Source organism: Promicromonospora xylanilytica (assembly GCF_054782895.1).
Map to the genome: position 1 here is coordinate 20747 of NZ_BAAGRP010000019.1, position 17500 is coordinate 38246.

General features: G+C 70.8%; 14 protein-coding genes and 2 riboswitches. Of the genes, 2 read left to right on the forward strand and 12 right to left on the reverse strand.

Annotated features, from left to right (window positions below):
• Window positions 1-39 precede the first annotated feature (39 nt).
• Window positions 40-684, forward strand: a complete 645-nt coding sequence (locus ACYVK7_RS16160; RefSeq protein ID WP_460888746.1) for a lysophospholipid acyltransferase family protein — start codon at window positions 40-42, stop codon at window positions 682-684.
• A gap of 317 nt (window positions 685-1001) precedes the next feature.
• Here the strand turns inward: ACYVK7_RS16160 and ACYVK7_RS16165 are convergent, their stop codons facing one another.
• The 6 genes from ACYVK7_RS16165 to ACYVK7_RS16190 all read right to left on the reverse strand — a co-directional run bounded on the left by ACYVK7_RS16165 (window position 1002) and on the right by ACYVK7_RS16190 (window position 9430).
• Window positions 1002-1946 carry a methylenetetrahydrofolate reductase gene (locus ACYVK7_RS16165; RefSeq protein ID WP_460888747.1) on the reverse strand — a complete coding sequence of 315 codons (945 nt, stop codon included), beginning with the start codon at window positions 1944-1946 and terminating at the stop codon, window positions 1002-1004.
• Window positions 1947-1950: 4 nt separating this feature from the next.
• Window positions 1951-2066: riboswitch (SAM riboswitch) on the reverse strand.
• 81 nt (window positions 2067-2147) lie between these two features.
• The gene (locus ACYVK7_RS16170) at window positions 2148-3065 is read right to left on the reverse strand and encodes a carbohydrate ABC transporter permease (protein WP_460888748.1); all 918 of its coding nucleotides are present in this window, start codon (window positions 3063-3065) and stop codon (window positions 2148-2150) included.
• The gene (locus ACYVK7_RS16175; RefSeq protein WP_460888749.1) at window positions 3065-3940 is read right to left on the reverse strand and encodes a carbohydrate ABC transporter permease; all 876 of its coding nucleotides are present in this window, start codon (window positions 3938-3940) and stop codon (window positions 3065-3067) included. The genes ACYVK7_RS16170 and ACYVK7_RS16175 overlap by 1 nt, the downstream gene beginning before the upstream one ends.
• A gap of 45 nt (window positions 3941-3985) precedes the next feature.
• Window positions 3986-5230: an extracellular solute-binding protein gene (locus tag ACYVK7_RS16180; RefSeq protein ID WP_460888750.1), complete on the reverse strand. Its 1245-nt coding sequence runs from the start codon at window positions 5228-5230 to the stop codon at window positions 3986-3988.
• Between the two features lie 352 nt (window positions 5231-5582).
• On the reverse strand, window positions 5583-5801 hold the full coding sequence (locus tag ACYVK7_RS16185; protein ID WP_460888751.1) for a hypothetical protein: 219 nt from the start codon (window positions 5799-5801) through the stop codon (window positions 5583-5585).
• Window positions 5802-5818: 17 nt separating this feature from the next.
• Window positions 5819-9430 (reverse strand): phosphodiester glycosidase family protein, encoded by a 3612-nt coding sequence (locus ACYVK7_RS16190; RefSeq protein WP_460888752.1) that lies wholly within the window; start codon window positions 9428-9430, stop codon window positions 5819-5821.
• A 155-nt stretch (window positions 9431-9585) separates the two neighbouring features.
• On the opposite strand from ACYVK7_RS16190, the gene ACYVK7_RS16195 reads away from it, so the two are divergent.
• Window positions 9586-10407 (forward strand): 2-phosphosulfolactate phosphatase, encoded by an 822-nt coding sequence (locus ACYVK7_RS16195; protein ID WP_460888753.1) that lies wholly within the window; start codon window positions 9586-9588, stop codon window positions 10405-10407.
• Window positions 10408-10431: 24 nt separating this feature from the next.
• On the opposite strand, the gene ACYVK7_RS16200 is transcribed toward ACYVK7_RS16195, so the two are convergent.
• The 6 genes from ACYVK7_RS16200 to ACYVK7_RS16225 form a co-directional block, all read right to left on the reverse strand.
• Complete coding sequence (locus ACYVK7_RS16200) at window positions 10432-10857, reverse strand: (deoxy)nucleoside triphosphate pyrophosphohydrolase (RefSeq protein WP_460888754.1); 426 nt, start codon at window positions 10855-10857, stop codon at window positions 10432-10434.
• Between the two features lie 98 nt (window positions 10858-10955).
• Window positions 10956-11180 carry a LuxR C-terminal-related transcriptional regulator gene (locus tag ACYVK7_RS16205; protein ID WP_454850295.1) on the reverse strand — a complete coding sequence of 75 codons (225 nt, stop codon included), beginning with the start codon at window positions 11178-11180 and terminating at the stop codon, window positions 10956-10958.
• Window positions 11181-11381: 201 nt separating this feature from the next.
• Window positions 11382-11753, reverse strand: a complete 372-nt coding sequence (gene gcvH / locus ACYVK7_RS16210; protein WP_460888755.1) for a glycine cleavage system protein GcvH — start codon at window positions 11751-11753, stop codon at window positions 11382-11384.
• A 29-nt stretch (window positions 11754-11782) separates the two neighbouring features.
• Window positions 11783-12949, reverse strand: coding sequence for a glycine cleavage system aminomethyltransferase GcvT (gene gcvT, locus ACYVK7_RS16215; RefSeq protein WP_460888756.1), 1167 nt, complete (start codon window positions 12947-12949; stop codon window positions 11783-11785).
• 87 nt (window positions 12950-13036) lie between these two features.
• The gene (gene gcvP / locus ACYVK7_RS16220; protein WP_460888757.1) at window positions 13037-16003 is read right to left on the reverse strand and encodes an aminomethyl-transferring glycine dehydrogenase; all 2967 of its coding nucleotides are present in this window, start codon (window positions 16001-16003) and stop codon (window positions 13037-13039) included.
• Between the two features lie 226 nt (window positions 16004-16229).
• A riboswitch (glycine riboswitch) is annotated at window positions 16230-16347 on the reverse strand.
• 118 nt (window positions 16348-16465) lie between these two features.
• A complete protein-coding gene (locus ACYVK7_RS16225) occupies window positions 16466-17371 on the reverse strand; it encodes a LysR family transcriptional regulator (protein ID WP_460888758.1) in 906 nt (301 codons plus the stop codon).
• Window positions 17372-17500 lie beyond the last annotated feature (129 nt).

Here is a 17500-nt window from a genome sequence, read left to right on the forward strand (position 1 = left end):
CCCGTCCACAGGGACGCTTGAGGGGTGCACAATAGGCCGGTGACGTACCGGTTCCTCAAGCTCATCCTCTCGATCCTCGTGCTCGTGCTTCTGCGCCCGCGCGTCACTGGCCTGCAGAACATCCCGAAGCGCGGCGCCGTGATCCTGGCGAGCAACCACCTGTCGTTCATCGACTCGCTGCTCATCCCGATCATGGCGCCGCGCCACGTCGCGTTCCTGGCCAAGGCCGAGTACTGGACCGGCAAGGGGATCAAGGGGCGCCTCTCCCGCTGGTTCTTCACCAAGATGGGTGACATCCCGGTACAGCGGGACGACCCGCGCGCCGGGCAGCGCTCCCTCGAGGACGCCCTGGCAGTGCTGCAGCGTGGGGGCGCTTTCGGCATCTATCCCGAGGGCACCCGCTCGCGCGACGGCAAGCTCCACAAGGGGCACACCGGCGTCGCGTGGCTGGCCCTGACCGGCAAGGCCCCGGTGGTCCCGGTGGCGCTGCTCGGGACGGACAAGGTGAAGCCCATCGGCAAGATGCCGCGGTTCGCCCGGGTAGAGCTGCACTTCGGGGTCCCGATCGACCCGTCGAGGCAGATCGCGGCCGGCACCAAGCCCGCTCAGGCCCGCCGTGAGCTGACCGAGCAGGTCATGCAGTCCATCCAGGCGATGAGCGGCCAGGAGCGCGCGGACAACTGACGCCGCTCCCGGTCGGGTGCAGGCTCCGCCGCCGTGTGCCGCTGCTGCTGCCGACTGGCTCTCCGGCTGCCCCTCCGCCGACTGCAGACTTTGTCGCCGACACCGCTGCCGAGTGCAGTGTTGGTCGCGGCTGAGGAGTCCTCAGCCGCGACCAACACTGCACTCGGCGATCAGGTCCGCGACTAACTCTGCACTCGCGGGGATGTGGACGGTGGGGCGGGCAATCTCACAGCCACACCGTGGGACCACTGGATGGGCTGCACCGCTGTGCACCGCCGGGCGCCGTCAGCCGCCGACGGACCGGCCGGTTCACGCCGTCAGGCCGCCGCACGCCCCGTCAGGCCGACGCGCTCGAGCAGGTCGAGCGCCGGCCGGTGCTTGTTGAACGTGTAGACGTGCACACCGGGCGCTCCCGCGTCGAGTACCTCGCGGGCGAGGGCAGCGGAGTACCGGAGGCCGTGCTCGTGCTGGGCCTCGGCGTCCACGGAGCCGTCGGGTGCGGTGAGCCCGTCCAGGTCGCGCAGGAGACCGGCCGGCGCCACCACGCCGGTGAGCTCCTCGACCCGGCGCAGCCGGCGAGCCTCCGTGGTGGGCAGGATCCCGGCGAGGATCGGGATGGTCACGCCGGCCGAGCGCGCCTCCTCGACGAACCCGATGTAGGACTCCGCCCGGTAGAAGAACTGGGTGATCGCGAAGCTCGCGCCGGCCTCCTGCTTCTCCAGCAGCCGCCGCACCTCCTGACCGCGCGTGGTGCCCGCCCCGGGGTTGCCGTCCGGGAACGTCGCCACGGCGATGGTGAGGGGTCGGGCGGCAGCCCGCAGCGCAGCGCTGGCGTCGGCGGCGACACGACGCTGGTCCACCTGGGTGAGCAGCCGGACCAGGTCGACGCTGGAACGCACCCCGTCCGACGCCGGCCGCCAGTCGGGCTCGTCGCGCGGCGGGTCGCCACGGAGCGCGAGGAAGGACCGCACACCGGCCTCGAGGAACTCGTCGATCACCTCGGACACGTCCTCGCGGGACGCGCCCACGCACGTCAGGTGGGCCACCGGGAGCACGGGGGTACCGCTCAGCAGCGTGGCGAGCACCTCGCGCGACGTCGCCCGGTCACCCCCGCCGGCGCCGTAGGTGACCGAGACGAAGTCCGGACGCGCCGCCACGAGCCGCCGGGCCGTCTCCCAGAAGTTGGGCGCGGCCTCGGGCCGACGCGGTGGCATCAGCTCGAACGACACGGTGGGGCGGTGCGGATAAGCCTCGACGACCATGGTTGCTCCATCGAACCTGGCGTGAGCACCTTACGTCCACGCGCCACGGTTGCGGGGCAGGAAGTCTGCAGGTTGCTGCGGTGTCAGGGAGCCAGGACTCTCGACCGCTCTGGATGGGATCGCCACCATGCTAAGCGATTGTCCAGCACTGGGACGGATTTCGTCCGTGGGTCGAGACGCCCTGGTCCACCGACTATCCCGCTACTTCACCGACCCTGCCACCAGGCCGCCCACCAGGCGCTTCTCGATGGCCATGAACAGGATGATCACGGGGATGATAGCCACGATCGACACCCCGAACACGTAGTGCCACGAGGTCTCGTACTGGCCGACGAACTTGGTGAGCGCCACCGACAGCGGCTGGTTGCCCGGCGTGGTCAGCAGCACCAGCGAGGCGGCGAACTCGTTCCAGGACGCGACGAACGTGAAGATCACGGCGGTCACGATCCCCGGCCACACGAGCGGCAGGTTGATCTTCGTCAGGACGGCGAACGTGCCCGCACCGTCGATCTGCGCCGCCTCGTCGACCTCCCGCGGGATGGCCGCGAAGAAGCTGTGCATGATCCACACCGCGAACGAGAGATTGAACGCCGCGTTGACCAGGATCATGGCCGCCCACGTGTCGAGGATCCCGATGGCGATGAACTCCCGGAACAAGCCCGAGGTGAGCACCGCCGGCTGAACCATCTGGGTCACGATCACGAGGAACAGGAAGACGAGCCGCCCCTTGAACCGGAACCTCGCCGTGTAGTACGCGGCGGGCAGCGCGACCGCGAGCACGAGCAGCGTGGCGCACAGCGAGATGACGAGGGTCGAGATGACGTTCTGCGCCAGCGGGGTCTCCGGCGTCGACCACATCGTGACGTAGTTCTCCCAGTGCCACTCCGTGGGGAAGTAGGTGGGATCGACCGACCTGATCTCCGCCTTCGTCTTCACCGAGCCGAAGAACATGATCAGGTACGGCAGCAGGAACACCACGGCCACGACGAACCCGGTGAACATGCGCAGCAGCAGGGACCCCATGGGCACCTGGTCGGCGGTGTACTTGCGCACCCGTGTGCGGTCGGCGCCCGTGGGGCGGCTGGTCCTGCGGGGGGCCGTCCCCGTGATCGCGGCCATCAGACCTCCTCCAGGGGTCGGACGACCCGCACGTAGATGGCCACGATCCCGATGACCACCAGGAACGCGATGACCGACAGGGCGCTCGCCAGGTCGATCTGCCGCTGGTTCTGCAGGTACTTGAAGATCATGGTCATGACGGTGTCGGCGTCATAGCCGGGGATGGATCCCGTCATCACCCGCAGGATCGGCAGCGAGTTGAACACGTTGATGATGTTGATCAGCACCGCCACCGACACGGCACCTCGCAGCTGGGGCAGCACCACGCTGAAGTACGTGCGCAGGCCCCCGGCGCCGTCGATGCGGGCCGCCTCGACGGTCTCGCCGGGAACGGACTGCAGTCCGGCCAGGATCGTGTAGGTGGTGAACGGCAGCGACACGAACACCGCGACGACCATGGCCCAGGCGAACGCCGTGACCGGGTGCCTGGTCCAGCCGTAGCCCTCCGGCGACGCGATGAGGCCGACGTCCACGAGGAACGAGTTGATGATGCCGAAGTACGGCTCGAGGCCGTAGTGCACCACCATCGTCGTCATCACCACGCTCGACGCCCACGGCACGATGACGGCCATGCGCACCAGGCGGCGTCCGGGGAAAGACTTGTTCAGCAGCGCGGCGAGCGCGAGCGACCCGAGAAGGGTGATGCCGACGACGCCGACGACCCAGATGACGGTGCGCCCGAGGATCGGCCAGAAGTACTGGAAACCGACCACCGTCGCGAAGTTCGCGAGACCCACACCTCCGTCGTCCAGCCCGCTCTGGCTGATGTCGCGCGTCGAGTTCCAGAACATGACGCCCACCGGGAACAGGACCACGGCCGCGATGAGTGCGGCCGCGGGCCCGATCCACGGCAGGGCCTTCAACAGGTCCTTCACGAGGCTCCTCGTGCTTTCAGTTCAGCGGTGCGTGAGCGGCGGGCGTCAGCCCGCGTCGACCTGTTCCTGGATCTCGGTCAGGACGTCCTTGGCCGACTTGTTGCCGCCGAGCTGGCCGAACAGCGCCTTGAACGCCGAGTCCGCCGCCGCCCAGTCGGGGTTGGTGCTCGGGTAGAACTGCGCGTCCGGAAGGGTCTCGAGGAACGGGGCGAGTGCCTCGTCGTCGGCGAGCTGCTCCGAACCGGACAGCGTGGTGGGCAGGAAGCCCTCCGCCTCGACCCACGGGACGTAGACGTCCGCCGAGTACAGGTGGTCGAAGAAGGCGGTGATGGCCTCCTGCTTGTCGCCGTCGTTCTCGAAGGCCATGAGGTGGTCCGCCACGCCAAGGGTGAACGGGCTGCCGTCCTTGGTGGGGATCGGGTGGATCGAGTACTCGAGCTCCGGGTTGTCCGACTCGATCTGGCCGACGCTCGGCGGCAGGCCCACCTGCATGCCGATCTTGCCCTGGACGAAGATGTCGAAGAGCGGGCTGCGGTCGGACGCACCGGCGTCGGCCTGGGTCGCGCCCTCGTCGATCATCTTCTTGATGAACTCTGCACCCTCGAGGTTCTCCGGGGTGTCGATGGTGATCGCGTCGGCGTCACCGAAGGTGCCGCCACCGCCCCAGAGCCACACGCCGGCCTCGGCCTGCGCCTCCTCGGACCCGAGCGGCATGCCGTAGCCGGCCACGCCGCCGCCGAGCTTCGAGACCTTCTTGGCCGACTCGAGCAGCTCGTCCCAGGTGGCCGGCACCTCGGCGCCCGCCTCCTCGAGGAGCGCGTCGTTCACGAACAGCGCGCGGGACGACGCGATCCACGGCAGGCCGTAGGTGGTGCCGTCGACCTGGGCGTTCTCCAGGAACGTCGGCTGGAAGTCCGCGTAGGTCTCGTCGGAGGTGATCTCCTCCACCGGGTACAGCAGCTCGTCCTCTGCGAAGCCGGCGAACGGACCGCCGTTGTAGATGTCGGGTGCGTCGCCGCCCTGGATCTTCGTGGCGATGACGGACTCGAGGTTGTCCCACGACTCGACCTGGAGGTTGACCTTGACGTCCGGGTTGGCTTCCTCGAACCCGGCGATCACGTCTTCCCAGAGGCCCTGGGTGGCGTCGGAGTAGCTGGGGACGAGCAGATCGAGCGTGGCTCCGTCGCCGCTCTCTTCACCGCTCGACCCGCCGAACCCGCAGGCCGTCAGTCCCGTTGTCGCGGCGAGCGTGATCGCCATGATCCCGCCGAGCCTCTTGTACTGAGCCATTACCGTCCCTCTCCTTCGTGGTGGTGCAGGTCACGTTTGCACTTGCCCCTGAATCTGTCAACAGTTCTAACAAACCTGTGACACAGGGGTGACATGCGGCCGTCGAGGCAACTCCAGAACCGGAAAAGACGACAGCGAGGGGGGCCGCGGCACCGGCCGCGGCCCCTCTCCTGCGATGTTCCGTGGTCCGAAGGTGGACCCTGCGGTCAGCAGCCGCAGCCCACGCGGTCCGGGAGAAAGGTGAGGGTGCGGTCGAGCCGGCGGCCGGAACGTTGTGGGCGCGGGAGCCCGGGCATGCGAGAGCGCCCGCCCGGTCGGGACCCGGACGGGCGCTCTGCTGCGTGTGCGCTGCTTACCGCTCGGTGGCACCGATCATCGGCAGGCCGAACGCCAGACCGACGACGAGGATGCCGCCCACGAACAGATACGGCGACGACGCCGCGTCACCGATGGCACCGACGGCCATCAGCGCGAACCCGCCGGCGAAGAGTGCGAAGCACCCGATCACCCGGACCAACAGAGTCGCCGTGGGCTCCTGCTTCTGCCGACGGGCCACCTCGAAGTTACTCATGGGGCAAATCTACCGTCCTATCGGGTCGCCCGGACGGCCAGCTCGCCGACCTGGCCGTTGACCGTGACGGTCACCACTGCCTGACCGGCTCGCAGAGCCGTCAGCTCGTGCGTGTCCGGGTCGACCGCCAGCACGGCGTCCCGGGGGCACTCCCGCAGAGCGGCGCGTCCGCTGCCGTCGGTGGTGCACACCCGCTCGCCACCCCAGGCGGACGACACCGGCCACTCGACCGGCACCGCACGCGTCTCGTCCTGGACGACGACGGCGTGCGCCACCGCGGACTCGCCGACGTCGAGCAATCGCGGCCCGGAGACGGTGACCTGCTCGGCGCGGGTGTTGACCTCCCAGCTCAGCCAGGGCCCCGCTCCGCCGTCGCTCGCGGCCGGCCGGAGGCCCAGCATCGACCAGCCGGTGAAGCCACCGTCGGCAGGAGTGCTCGCCGGGCTCTTGCCGGAGTTGCCGTTGACCAGGTAGGGGACGCCGTCCTGTGTGCTCGCGTGGAAGACGCCGACGTGCGAGCCCACCGAGGTGATCGACTTGCCGGACGTCTCCCGGAAGTCCTCGAACCAGCCGCGCAGCGTGTCGGCCTCCAGGCGGTCGGAGAGCTGGCTCGCCTTGGTCGGCAGGGGGTCGTCCAGCGGGTGGTGGGCGAACACCACGACTCCCGTGACCGAGCGGTCGGTCGCCGCGTCGTCGAGCGCGTCACGCAGCATCCGGACCTGTGCGAAGTCGGCGCCCAGGCGGCCGGCCGACGAGTCGAGCATGACGAGCCGCGTGGTGCCGCCGGCGTCCGGGCGGGCCGGGGTCCGGGGTGTCGGCACGTCGAGCACGCGGGTCCGGTCGCCGAACTCCTCCTCGAAGTTCGCGATGGACCCGCCCATGACCTCGTGGTTGCCCGGCAGGTAGTACCAGGGGAAGTTCGCGTCGGCGAGCTCCTCGCTGAGGATCCGCCGGGCGAGGTCGAAGTCCTCCGGTGCGGCCTCGTCGACCAGGTCACCGTTGATGACCAGGAGGTCCGGGTCGTCGGCGACGATCTCGCGCAGGGCGTCCCGCGCGCCGGCCACCGCTCCGGACTCCGGGTCGCGGGCCACGAACTGGGCGTCGGACAGCACGGCCACCCGCAGGGGAGCGTCGTCGGTGGCACCGTCCGCCACCACCGTCGGGTCCTCGACACGCTGCGCCTGCGGAGCGTCCACGGCGGGCGGGACCTGTGCCGCGATCGTCGAGAACGTCAGGCCACCGGAGTACTGCTTGCCCGCCGCCGTCTCCATGGCGCGGATCCGCTGCAGCTGGAGCGGGAACTCGACGCCGTCGGGCACCGGGAAGGTGACCTGGCGCCAGCCCGTCCAGGTGACCTCCGGGCCGTCGAGCTGTGTGACCACACCGTCGCCCTGCCGCACCTGCAGCCGCAGCCAGGAGCCGTTGCCGTCGCCGTCCACCCACATCGTCACCGCGCGCGGCGCGCCGGGCAGCTCTCGCCCTCCCGTCGCGGCCTCCGGCAACAGCGCGTACTGGCCACGCGTCGCCGTCGACTGGGTGAAGTCGTACGTCATCCGCAGTCCGGCCGCGCCGTCGTGCCCGTCGGCGGGTGCCACCGAGCCGCCCGGGGCGCGGGCATGCGCCGACGTCCAGGAGGCCGCGTCTGCGAGGTCCGCGACCACGTGCTCCTCCAGGCTGACGGTCACGGCGACCTCGGTCGTCAGCTCCGCACCGTCCGGGCCGGGCACGGAGAGCTCGAAGGTGGTGCCGCCGACCTCGGCGAGCGCCCGGACCTCGAACGAGCCGTCGGGAGCGGGGACCAGCTCGGCGACGGGCTCGCCGGCCGGGCCGGTTCCCGTGTCCCCGGACACCGAGACCGTGACGTCCCGCGCCTCGATCGGGGCAGCGTAGCCCTGCGCGTCATAGCCGGTCAGGACCAGCGGCGCGGTCGCATCGGCGTCGTCCAGCCCGATGACGGGGGTGTCCACGCCCGTCCGGACCAGGCTGCCGAGCACCTCGACCTCCATGGTCCCGGTGGCGAGACCGCCGCGGCCGAGAGAGGCGGCCGTGACGACCGTGGTGCCGGGCCTGCGGCCGGTCACCACACCGTCGCGCACCGACGCGACCGACCCCTTGCGAGTGCGCCACGAGGACGGCTCGGTGTCGACGGGCCCCATGGCCTCGTCGTACCCCTTGCCGGTCAGGGTGCGGTGCAGGCCGGGGAACACCCGGTCGGCGTCGGCGGCCGGGACGGTGGTGCGCACGTCGAACGCCGTGACCCGACCCGAGCCCGGCTCGACGAACAGGCCGAGGCCGTTCGCGTCCGACCGCTCGTAGCCGTCGGACGGGCTGTTCAGGATCGTGGTGCCGGTGTCGCCGGGCAGCCGGGCGACCATCTCGGAGGAGCCGCCGCCGTCGAGGTTGATGGCGTCGTCCGCGCCGAGCTGCGCCATGAGCTCGCCGAGCTCGTAGAGGTTCATGCCGATGCTGTGGCTCTGGCGGCCGTCGACCACCACGAAGTACGCACGCTCGCCGGTCTCGTCGAATCCGACGGCGGTACGCGGGTGCCGCAGCTCGACGTGGTCGCCCGTCGCGGACGTGACCTCGCCGTCCTCCAGGAGCGGGTCCTCCGGCCCGCCGCCGATGGCGACCGCGACGTCGCCCGCGTCCTCGCGCAGGCCGTAGGACACCTCGACCTGGTCGCCGGGCCGCAGCCCCGCGAGGGCCTCGGCCGCCGCACCGGGCCGCGCCACGAGGGCGCGCGTACCATCAGGCAGCTGTCCGCCGGAGGGCTGCCCGACGGCGGTCACTCTCCCCTGGGCGTCCACGGTCACCTCGACGCCCTGCTCCCCTGGGGCGAGCGGACGGGCCCGCGTGAAGGTGCCCCAGCCGGCGTCGTACACGGCGACGCCGCCGGCGGGCAGCGCCGTCACGTTGAGGCCGCTGACGGGCACCTCGCTGGTCGAGCCGGTCGAACCCCAGCTCACCGAGCCCTCGAGGAAGATCTGCGCGAGACGCCCGGCGCCGTCCGACCCGAACACGACCGAGCGCTCTCTGCCGGGTGACGCGGACTTGACCAGCGTGCCGCCGTCGACCGCCGCGCCGAGCGCCGCACCCGAGTTGTTGATGTCGAAGTAGTCGCCGTTCACGGCGGCGACCGCGCCACGGGAGGCGGCCATCTCCGAGACGGTGGCATTGCCGGCCACGTGGTCCGGGCCGACGTAGCCGACCCGCACGTCACCCGGACGCGGTGCCTCGCCGCCCGACGAGCCGACGTCCGCGACCAGCACCTCGCCGCTCAGCCAGCCGTCCTCGCTCAGCCGTGCGAACCGGGTGAGCTCCAGGCCGGGCGCGATGCGCTGCTCGTCCCTGCGCGTGACGATCGCATTGCCGTCGTCGTCGAGCGGAAGGTGGGTGACATCTTCGGACGTCTCGACCGGTCTGCCCGAGTGGGGCGGCGCCTTCGCAAACGGTGTCGGAGCCGTCAGTGCGGCGGCGTCACGGGGCACGTCCTCCGGCGAGGGCGACGGTGCTGCTGCGGCGCCCGCTGTGGGTGTGACCAGGAGAATGGCCGTGATTCCGCAGGTCAGCGCGTTGGTCAGGGTTCTGCGCGGCATCGCTGCCGGCACTGCGGGCATCACTCGTCGCATGCTCGTTCCTTCTGGGGAATCGGGTGGAGCGTTCGGCGGCAGCGTTGCGCGGCGAGGTTATGGCCCGGCGGCCGGAGTGTGAATAGTGCCGGAACCGCAACGGTGTTCGCTGAGCGCGAAACATGGGCGAGTTCGGGTGACACTACGATGCGTTCGTGGCAAACACGTCCCCCGCCTTCGACCAGCGTCCCGCCCGTGTGCGCACGGACTGGGGTATCTCCGGCGCGCTCGCCCTGACCGCTACGGATGCGCGCTCGTCGCTCGTGGTCGTCGTGGACGTGCTCTCCTTCTCCACCACGGTGACCATCGCGTGCGAACAGGGCGCCGGCGTATACCCCTTCCCGTACAACGATCCCGCCGGCGCCGCCCGGCTCGCGCGCACGATGCGCGCCGCTCTCGCCGGCCCGCGGTGGGAGGACGGCATCAGCATCTCCCCGGCGTCCCTGCAGGACCTCGATGCCGAGCGCCTCGTGATCCCGTCGCCCAGCGCGGCCCAGATCTGTCACACCATCGCCAACCGGGGCGCCCTCATCGTCGCGGGCAGCCTGCGCAATGCGAAGGCCGTGGCCGGCCTCGCCGCGGCACATCTCGACGCGTCGGACAAGCACGACGTCGTGCTGGTCCCCGTGGGTGAGCGGTGGCCCGACGACACCCTGCGCCCCGCCCTGGAGGACTACCTCGCCGTCGGGGCCATCGCGGCGCGGCTCACCGGGATGCTGCCCACGGTCAGCATCTCCCCCGAGACCGCCGCCACCATCACCCTGTGGAAGGGCACCAAGGACACCGCCGACTCCGTGGGTGGCACCGCGAGCGGCCGCGAGCTCCTCGACTCCGGGTTCGCCGACGACGTCACGATCGCCACCGAGGTGGACGTGACCGACGTGGTGCCGGTGCTGATGGACGGTGCGTTCGTGCCGCTCGGGCACCGCGTCGCCGCCGCCCGCAACCGCAGGAACGTGTCCGCCGGCGCGCGCTGAGGCGTCCGGGTCCGACCACGTGCGCTATGCGGGCAGGAGGTGCTCGGCGAGGGCCGCCACGATCTGGACGTCGCCGTCCAGCCACGGGACGTCGTCCAGCTCCGCCGCCGTCAGCCAGCGCAGCTCGTCATGATCCTCCAGCGGCGCTGGAGCACCGTGCCGCAACCGCGTGAACCAGACGCGCATCCGGTGCCTGCTGGTGATCGGCCACGGCCCGCCGTCGGGTCCCGGCAGCTCAGGACCGACGGTCACGGTCACGCCGAGCTCCTCGGTGAGCTCACGGCGCAGCGCGGCCACGGGCTCCTCGCCCGGCTCCACCTTGCCGCCGGGCAGCTCCCAACGGCCGGCGAGCGCGGCAGGAGCCGACCTGCGGGCGGCGAGCACGCGGGTGGGACGGTCCAGGTCGTCCACGATCGCCGCGGCGACCACGTCGATGAGGGTCTCCTGCATGCCGAGCAGTCTTGCACCCGACACCGACACACGGCCCTGGACACAGGACGACGACGGCACCTCTGGGGACGGGCGCCGTCGTCGTGGACCTGTGTGTGTCAGTCAGCGATGTGGAACTCGTTCGCCTTGGCAATCGCCTCCGCGCGCGAGGACACGCCGAGCTTGCGGTAGACACTACGAACCTGGGTCTTCACCGTGTTACGGGTGACATACAGGCGTCGAGCGATCTGCTCGAGCGTGGCGTCCTCGGTGAGGTTCGCCAGGATTACCCGCTCGCGGCGGGTGAGGCTGGGCACACGGTGGTCAAGGGTCATCGCAGTCATGATCGGTTTCCTCCACACAGCGGCCGGTTCTGGGGTTCCGGCCTACGGTTGCTGCTATGAGATAAAGCGGCTCGTGCGGAGTTCATGACGCGGTTCTGGAAGAACTTTCTGACCGTTATCTTTCCGAGACCGAACCGCCCCCCAGGGAACGCTCAAGGGCGACCTGAGGGGCGGTACGACGTGGGCCTGGGAGGGCTGCGATCAGCTCCCGGTGTGCGCCGCGTACTCGGCCGCGGTGAGCAGCTCGCCGGCGCCCGTGACCTCGACCTTGAAGAGCCAGCCCTTGCCGTACGGGTCCTGGTTCACGATCTCGGGGTTGTCCACGGCCTCGGAGTTCACCTCGGTGATGGTGCCGCTGACCGGGGTGTACAGCTCGGACACGGACTTGGTGGACTCGATCTCGCCCACCACGGAACCGGCCTCGACGGTGGCGCCGACGTCGGGGAGCTCCAGGTAGACCACGTCACCGAGCGCCTCGGCGGCGACGTCGGTCACGCCGATGACGGCGGGCGTGGACTCGTCGAGCCACTCGTGCTCGGTGGTGTACTTCAGGTTCTCGGGAAAGTCGGCCATGACAGCTCCTTGCGCGGTGATGTGGGGGATCAGTTCTGGGGACGACGGTAGAACGGCATGGGCACCACCACGAACGGTTCGGCCCGCCCGCGCACGTCGACCGCGAGCTGGGAGCCCTCCGCCGACACCTCTGGCGTCACGTAGGCCATCGCGATCGGGTACCCGAGCGTGGGCGACGGCACGCCGGAGGTCACCCGCCCGACGACCGTCCCGGGTGCGGTGCCCTCGCCCCGCAGCACGACGTCGTAGTCGGCACGGGCCGGGCGCCTGCCCTCGCCGCGCAGCCCGACCAGCACGCGAGCGGGTGGCGACTGCTTGCGGGCGGCCAGCGCGTCCCTGCCGATGAAGGGGAGCGGCGAGCCGTCGTCGGACACCTTGTCGAGGCGCACCACGCGCCCCATCCCCGCCTCGAAGGGCGTGGTGGTGGTGTCGAGCTCGTGCCCGTAGAGCGGCATGCCGGCCTCGAGACGCAGCGAGTCGCGCGCCGAGAGCCCCGCGGGGACGAGGCCCAGCGGCTCACCCGCTGCGAGCAGCGCGCGCCAGAGCGCGACGGCTCGCTCCTCGGGGACCCAGATCTCGAACCCGTCCTCGCCCGTGTAGCCGGTGCGGCCGACGAGCACCGGCTCGCCCTCGAAGCGCATGCGCAGGCAGGCGTAGTACTTGAGGTCCGCGAAGTCGGTGCCGCCCGAGATCTCGGCGTCCTCGGCGAGACCCGCGGTGGCGAGCATGATCTCGGCGGCCCGCGGACCCTGCACGGCGATCAGCGCCTGGCCGGCCTGGACGTCGTCGAGCGCCACGTCGAACCCGGTGGTGCGCTCCTGCAGCGTGGCGAGGACCAGCTCGGCGTTGGCGGCGTTCGCGATGACCGAGTACTCGTCGGGAGCCAGGCGGTAGACGATCAGGTCGTCCAGCACGCTGCCGTCCTCGGCGCAGATCATCGAATAGCGCGCGCCCATCTCACGGACCTTGGAGATGTAGCCGACGAGCGCGTGGTCGAGGAACGCGGCGGCGTCGGACCCGGTCACGTGGATGTTGCCCATGTGCGACAGGTCGAACAGGCCGGCGGCCTCGCGCACCGCTCGGTGCTCGGCCAGGTCGGACGTGTATCGCAGGGGCATGAGCCAGCCGCCGAACGGCGTCATCGAGGCGCCGAGCGCCACGTGCTCGTCGTACAGCGGAGTCTTCCGGTCACCCATGGATCAATCCTCTCGTCGGCGCGTTGTCAGACGTACGGGTCACCCGGGTGATCCGTACGTCTGACACGTGCGGGGTCGTCTGACAGCTCACTCGGCGTAGGCCTCGACGGGCGGGCAGGAGCACACCAGGTTGCGGTCGCCCTTGGCACCGTCGATGCGGCGCACCGGCGGCCAGTACTTCGCGGCCCGCAGGCTCGCCACGGGGAAGGCCGCCAGCTCGCGCGAGTAGGGCTTGTCCCACTTGTCCGTCATGAGGGACGCCGCCGTGTGCGGTGCCCCGCGCAGCGGCGAGTCGGCGACGGTCCAGCGCCCCTCGGCGACGGCGTCGATCTCACCCCGGATGGCGATCATCGCGGCGATGAACCGGTCGAGCTCCGCCAGGTCCTCCGACTCGGTGGGCTCCACCATGAGCGTGCCCGGCACGGGGAAGGCCAGCGTGGGCGCGTGGAAGCCGTAGTCCATGAGGCGCTTCGAGACGTCCTCGGCGGTCACGCCCGTCTCCGCGGTGATCTTGCGGAGGTCGAGGATGCACTCGTGCGCCACCAGCCCGTTCGGGCCGGTGTACAGCACGGGGAAGTACGGGTCGAGCCGCGAGGCCACGTAGTTCGCCGTCAGGACGGCGGTCTTGGTCGCCTCGGTCAGCCCGTCCGGGCCCATCAGCGCCACATAGGCGTACGAGATGGGCAGGATGCCGGCGGAGCCGTACCGGGTCGAGGCGACCGGGGTGCCGGCCCCGCCCGTCTCGCCCGCCCCGGACCCGGGTGTCGGGTCGCCCGGGAGGAACGGCACGAGGTGCTCGGCCACCGCGACCGGGCCGACACCCGGGCCGCCGCCGCCGTGCGGGATGCAGAACGTCTTGTGCAGGTTCAGGTGCGAGACGTCGCCGCCGAACTCGCCCGGCCGGGCCAGCCCGACCAGGGCGTTCAGGTTCGCGCCGTCGATGTACACCTGGCCACCGGCCTCGTGCACCAGGTCGCAGACCTCGCGCACGTGCTCCTCGTACACGCCGTGCGTCGACGGGTACGTGATCATGATGCCCGCGACCTGCGGCCCGTGCTGCTCCAGCTTGGCGCGCAGGTCGTCCAGCAGGACCTCGCCGTCGTCCGCCGTCGCCACCACCACGACCCGCAGGCCCGCGAGCGCCGCCGACGCCGCGTTCGTGCCGTGCGCCGACGCCGGGATGAGCACGATGTCGCGGCCGGCCTCGCCGCGCGACGCGTGGTACCCCTTGATCGCGAGCAGACCGGCGAACTCGCCCTGGCTGCCCGCGTTGGGCTGCAGCGAGACGGCGGCGTAGCCGGTGATCTCGGCGAGCTGGTTCTCCAGCGCCGAGACGAGCTCCTCGTATCCTTGCGTCTGGTCGACGGGCGCGTACGGGTGGATGTCCGCGAAGCCGGGCCAGGAGATGGCCTCCATCTCGGCGGTGGCGTTGAGCTTCATGGTGCAGGAGCCCAGCGGGATCATGGTGCGGTCCAGCGCGAGGTCCTTGTCGGAGAGCTTGCGCAGGTAGCGGAGCATGCTGGTCTCGGAGCGGTGTGTGTGGAAGATCGGGTGTTGCAGGTAGTTCGTTTCTCGCTTCAGTCCGGCGGGGAAGTCGGCGAACGCTCGCGCGGCAGCGTTCACGGGCGCCAGGGCGCCCTCCACTTCGGGAAGGGATACTGCCGCGCGAGCATTCGCCGACTTCCCCGCCTCTGCGTTCGGCTCAAGACCAAGGGTGGTGAGGAGGGTGGTGGTGACCGTCTCGATGTCCGACTGCGTGGTCGTCTCGTCGAGGCTGATCTGGAGATGGTCGGCGTCCGGGACGTAGAGGTTGTAGCCCGCCTCGGCTGCTGCCGCCGCTACTTCCTCGGCCTTGCCGGGAACGTTCAGGCGGATCGTGTCGAAGAAGGTGGCGTGCTCGATCTCGACACCGGCCGCGTCCAGGGTGGTCGCCAGGGTCGTCGCGTGGGTGTGGACGCGGGTTGCTATCGCCTTCAGGCCCTCCGGGCCGTGGTAGACCGCGTACATGCTGGCGACGATGGCCAGCAGGGCCTGGGCCGTGCAGATGTTGCTCGTGGCCTTCTCGCGCCGGATGTGCTGTTCGCGGGTGGCGAGTGCCAGGCGGTAGCCGGCGGCGCCGTCGACGTCGATCGAGACACCGACCAGGCGACCGGGGAGCTGACGTTCCAGACCCTTCTTGACCGCCATGTAGGCCGCGTGCGGGCCACCGTAGAACAGCGGGACGCCGAAGCGCTGCGCGGAGCCCACGGAGATGTCCGCGCCGAGCTCGCCGGGGCTGACCAGGAGCGTCAGCGCGAGCAGGTCGGTGGCCACGGTGACGAGCGCACCGGCTTCCTTGGCCTCGGCGATCACGCCGCGCGCGTCGAGCACGCGGCCCGACGCCCCGACCTGCTGCACCACGAGCCCGACCAGGGGCCCGGCGGGCAGCTCGGCCGGCAGGCCGGCCCGCAGCCCCTTGCTGAGGTCGGCCACGACGACCGGGAGGCCGATCGCCTCGGCGCGGCCCTTCGCGACCGCGAGCGACTGGCCGAACAGGTCGGCGTCCAGGACGACGTACCCCTCCTTGGCCTTCGACCCGCGCCACATCAGGGCGACGGCCTCGGCGACGGCGCTGGCCTCGTCGAGCAGCGAGGCGTTGGCGATCTCGAGCCCGGTGAGGTCCTCGACGGCGGTCTGGAAGTTGAGGAGCGCCTCGAGCCGGCCCTGGCTGATCTCGGGCTGGTACGGCGTGTAGGCCGTGTACCAGGCGGGCGACTCGAGCACGTTGCGGCGGATGACGGCGGGCGTGTGCGTCCCGTAGAAGCCCTGGCCGATCATCTGCGTCTTGACCTGGTTCTTGCCCGCGAGCTCACGGAGGTGGGCGAGCACCTCGGGCTCCGTGCGGGCGGCGGGCAGGTTCAGCGGCGCCTGGCTGCGGATCGCCTTCGGGACGGCCCGGTCGACGAGGGTGTCCATGGTGTCGATGCCGAGCTGGTCCAGCATGGTCGCGACCTCGCGGCCACGGGGACCAAGATGCCGGTCGGCAAAGACGTCGGGGTTGTGGGGCGTGCTCACGGCGGGCTCCTGGCTGTCCGAGGGCGTGGGGACGACTGCGGGTCCCTCCCCGCTCTGTCACCGGACGCCCTGCCCGCTCGCGGGCGTGCGTCTACCTGAGAGTTTTGCCGGTCCGCCGTGGCCCTGCCCGGAAGTTCGGGAGGAGGTCGGGACGCGCCGGCTTGCACCGTCGGTGGAGCCCTCGCGCCCGGTTGTCCGGCCACGACGGCTCGCTTTCCAGAGTTGCCTCACCGCGACGGTACGGGGGCCTGAGAGATTCCCGGGGAGGAACTTGCTCCTTCGGCGCCGGGTCTCGCGACGTCTGTACGACGACGGCGCGGGCCGGACTCTCCCGTCACGGTTGATGGCGGCACGGCCCGGGTGATCGAGCTGTCGACACCCGGGACCGTTGAAGATCTTCAGTTATGCGCACATCGTAACGGCGCGGGCACGCACGCCGTTCAGGGAGGCCCGCGCCGGCGGCTACCCGAGGTCGATGTCGCGGGCCGCCGCGACCATCTCGTCCACGACCGCCCGCACCGCCGGACCCGGCTCATGCCGGTTCTTGCGGTGCCGCACCACCATGCGCCGGGAGCCCAGCCCGGCCAGCGCCACCACCGCGACGCCGTCCGGCACCTCCTGCTGCAGGGCGAGCGCGGGGAGCATCGCGATCCCCTGGCCGGCGGCGACCAGCGAGATCGCCGTGTCGAAGTCGTTGTACGCGTGGCGCATGTCGAAGGCCGTGCCGAGCTGGGCCGCCAGGCGGCCGACCGCACGGTCCGCGGCCGATCCCGCCTGCGGGCCCACCCACATGAGCCCGGCGAGGTCGTCGATGCGTTCGGGCTCGGGCAGGCTGGTCGGCACCACGATGCGCCACGGCTCGTCGAGCAGCGGGACGTCGTGCGCTCCGCGCGGAGCCGGGGCGTCGACCTCGACGTCGCGCTCCAGCACGATCGCGTCGAGGTCACCCGCGCGCAGGCGACGGGTCGCCTCCGGCGGGTCGTACTCCTGCACGTCCACCTCGATGTGCGGGTGCCGCTCGGCGAGCGAGACGAGCATCGGCGCGACGACCGTGCGGATCGCAGTCTGGATCGAACCGACAGAAACCCGCCCCGTGAGTTCGCCGCCCAGCGCGGCGACGGCCTGACGCGCCTGGACGAGCTCCGCCTCGATGCTCTCGGCCGCGTCGGCGAGCACCCGGCCGGCCGGTGTGAGCGTGACTCCGCGAGGCCCGCGGTCCAGCACGTCGATGCCCTCCTCGGCCTCCAGCCGAGCAATCTGCTGGGAGACCGCTGAGGGCGTCACGTGCAGTAGATCAGCGGCTGCGAGCACTCCGCCGGCGCGATGCACGGCGAGCAGGAAGGCGAGTCGTCGCGGGTCGGTTGGCATGTAGCAATGCTACATCCCGGAGTCACGAACATTCGATTGTGCTGAACTTGATTCTGCCTCATGCTTGACCGTGGCGGTGGTCGAACTGAGCTCTCCCGGCCTGATGCCAACACCCCCACATGGATTCCG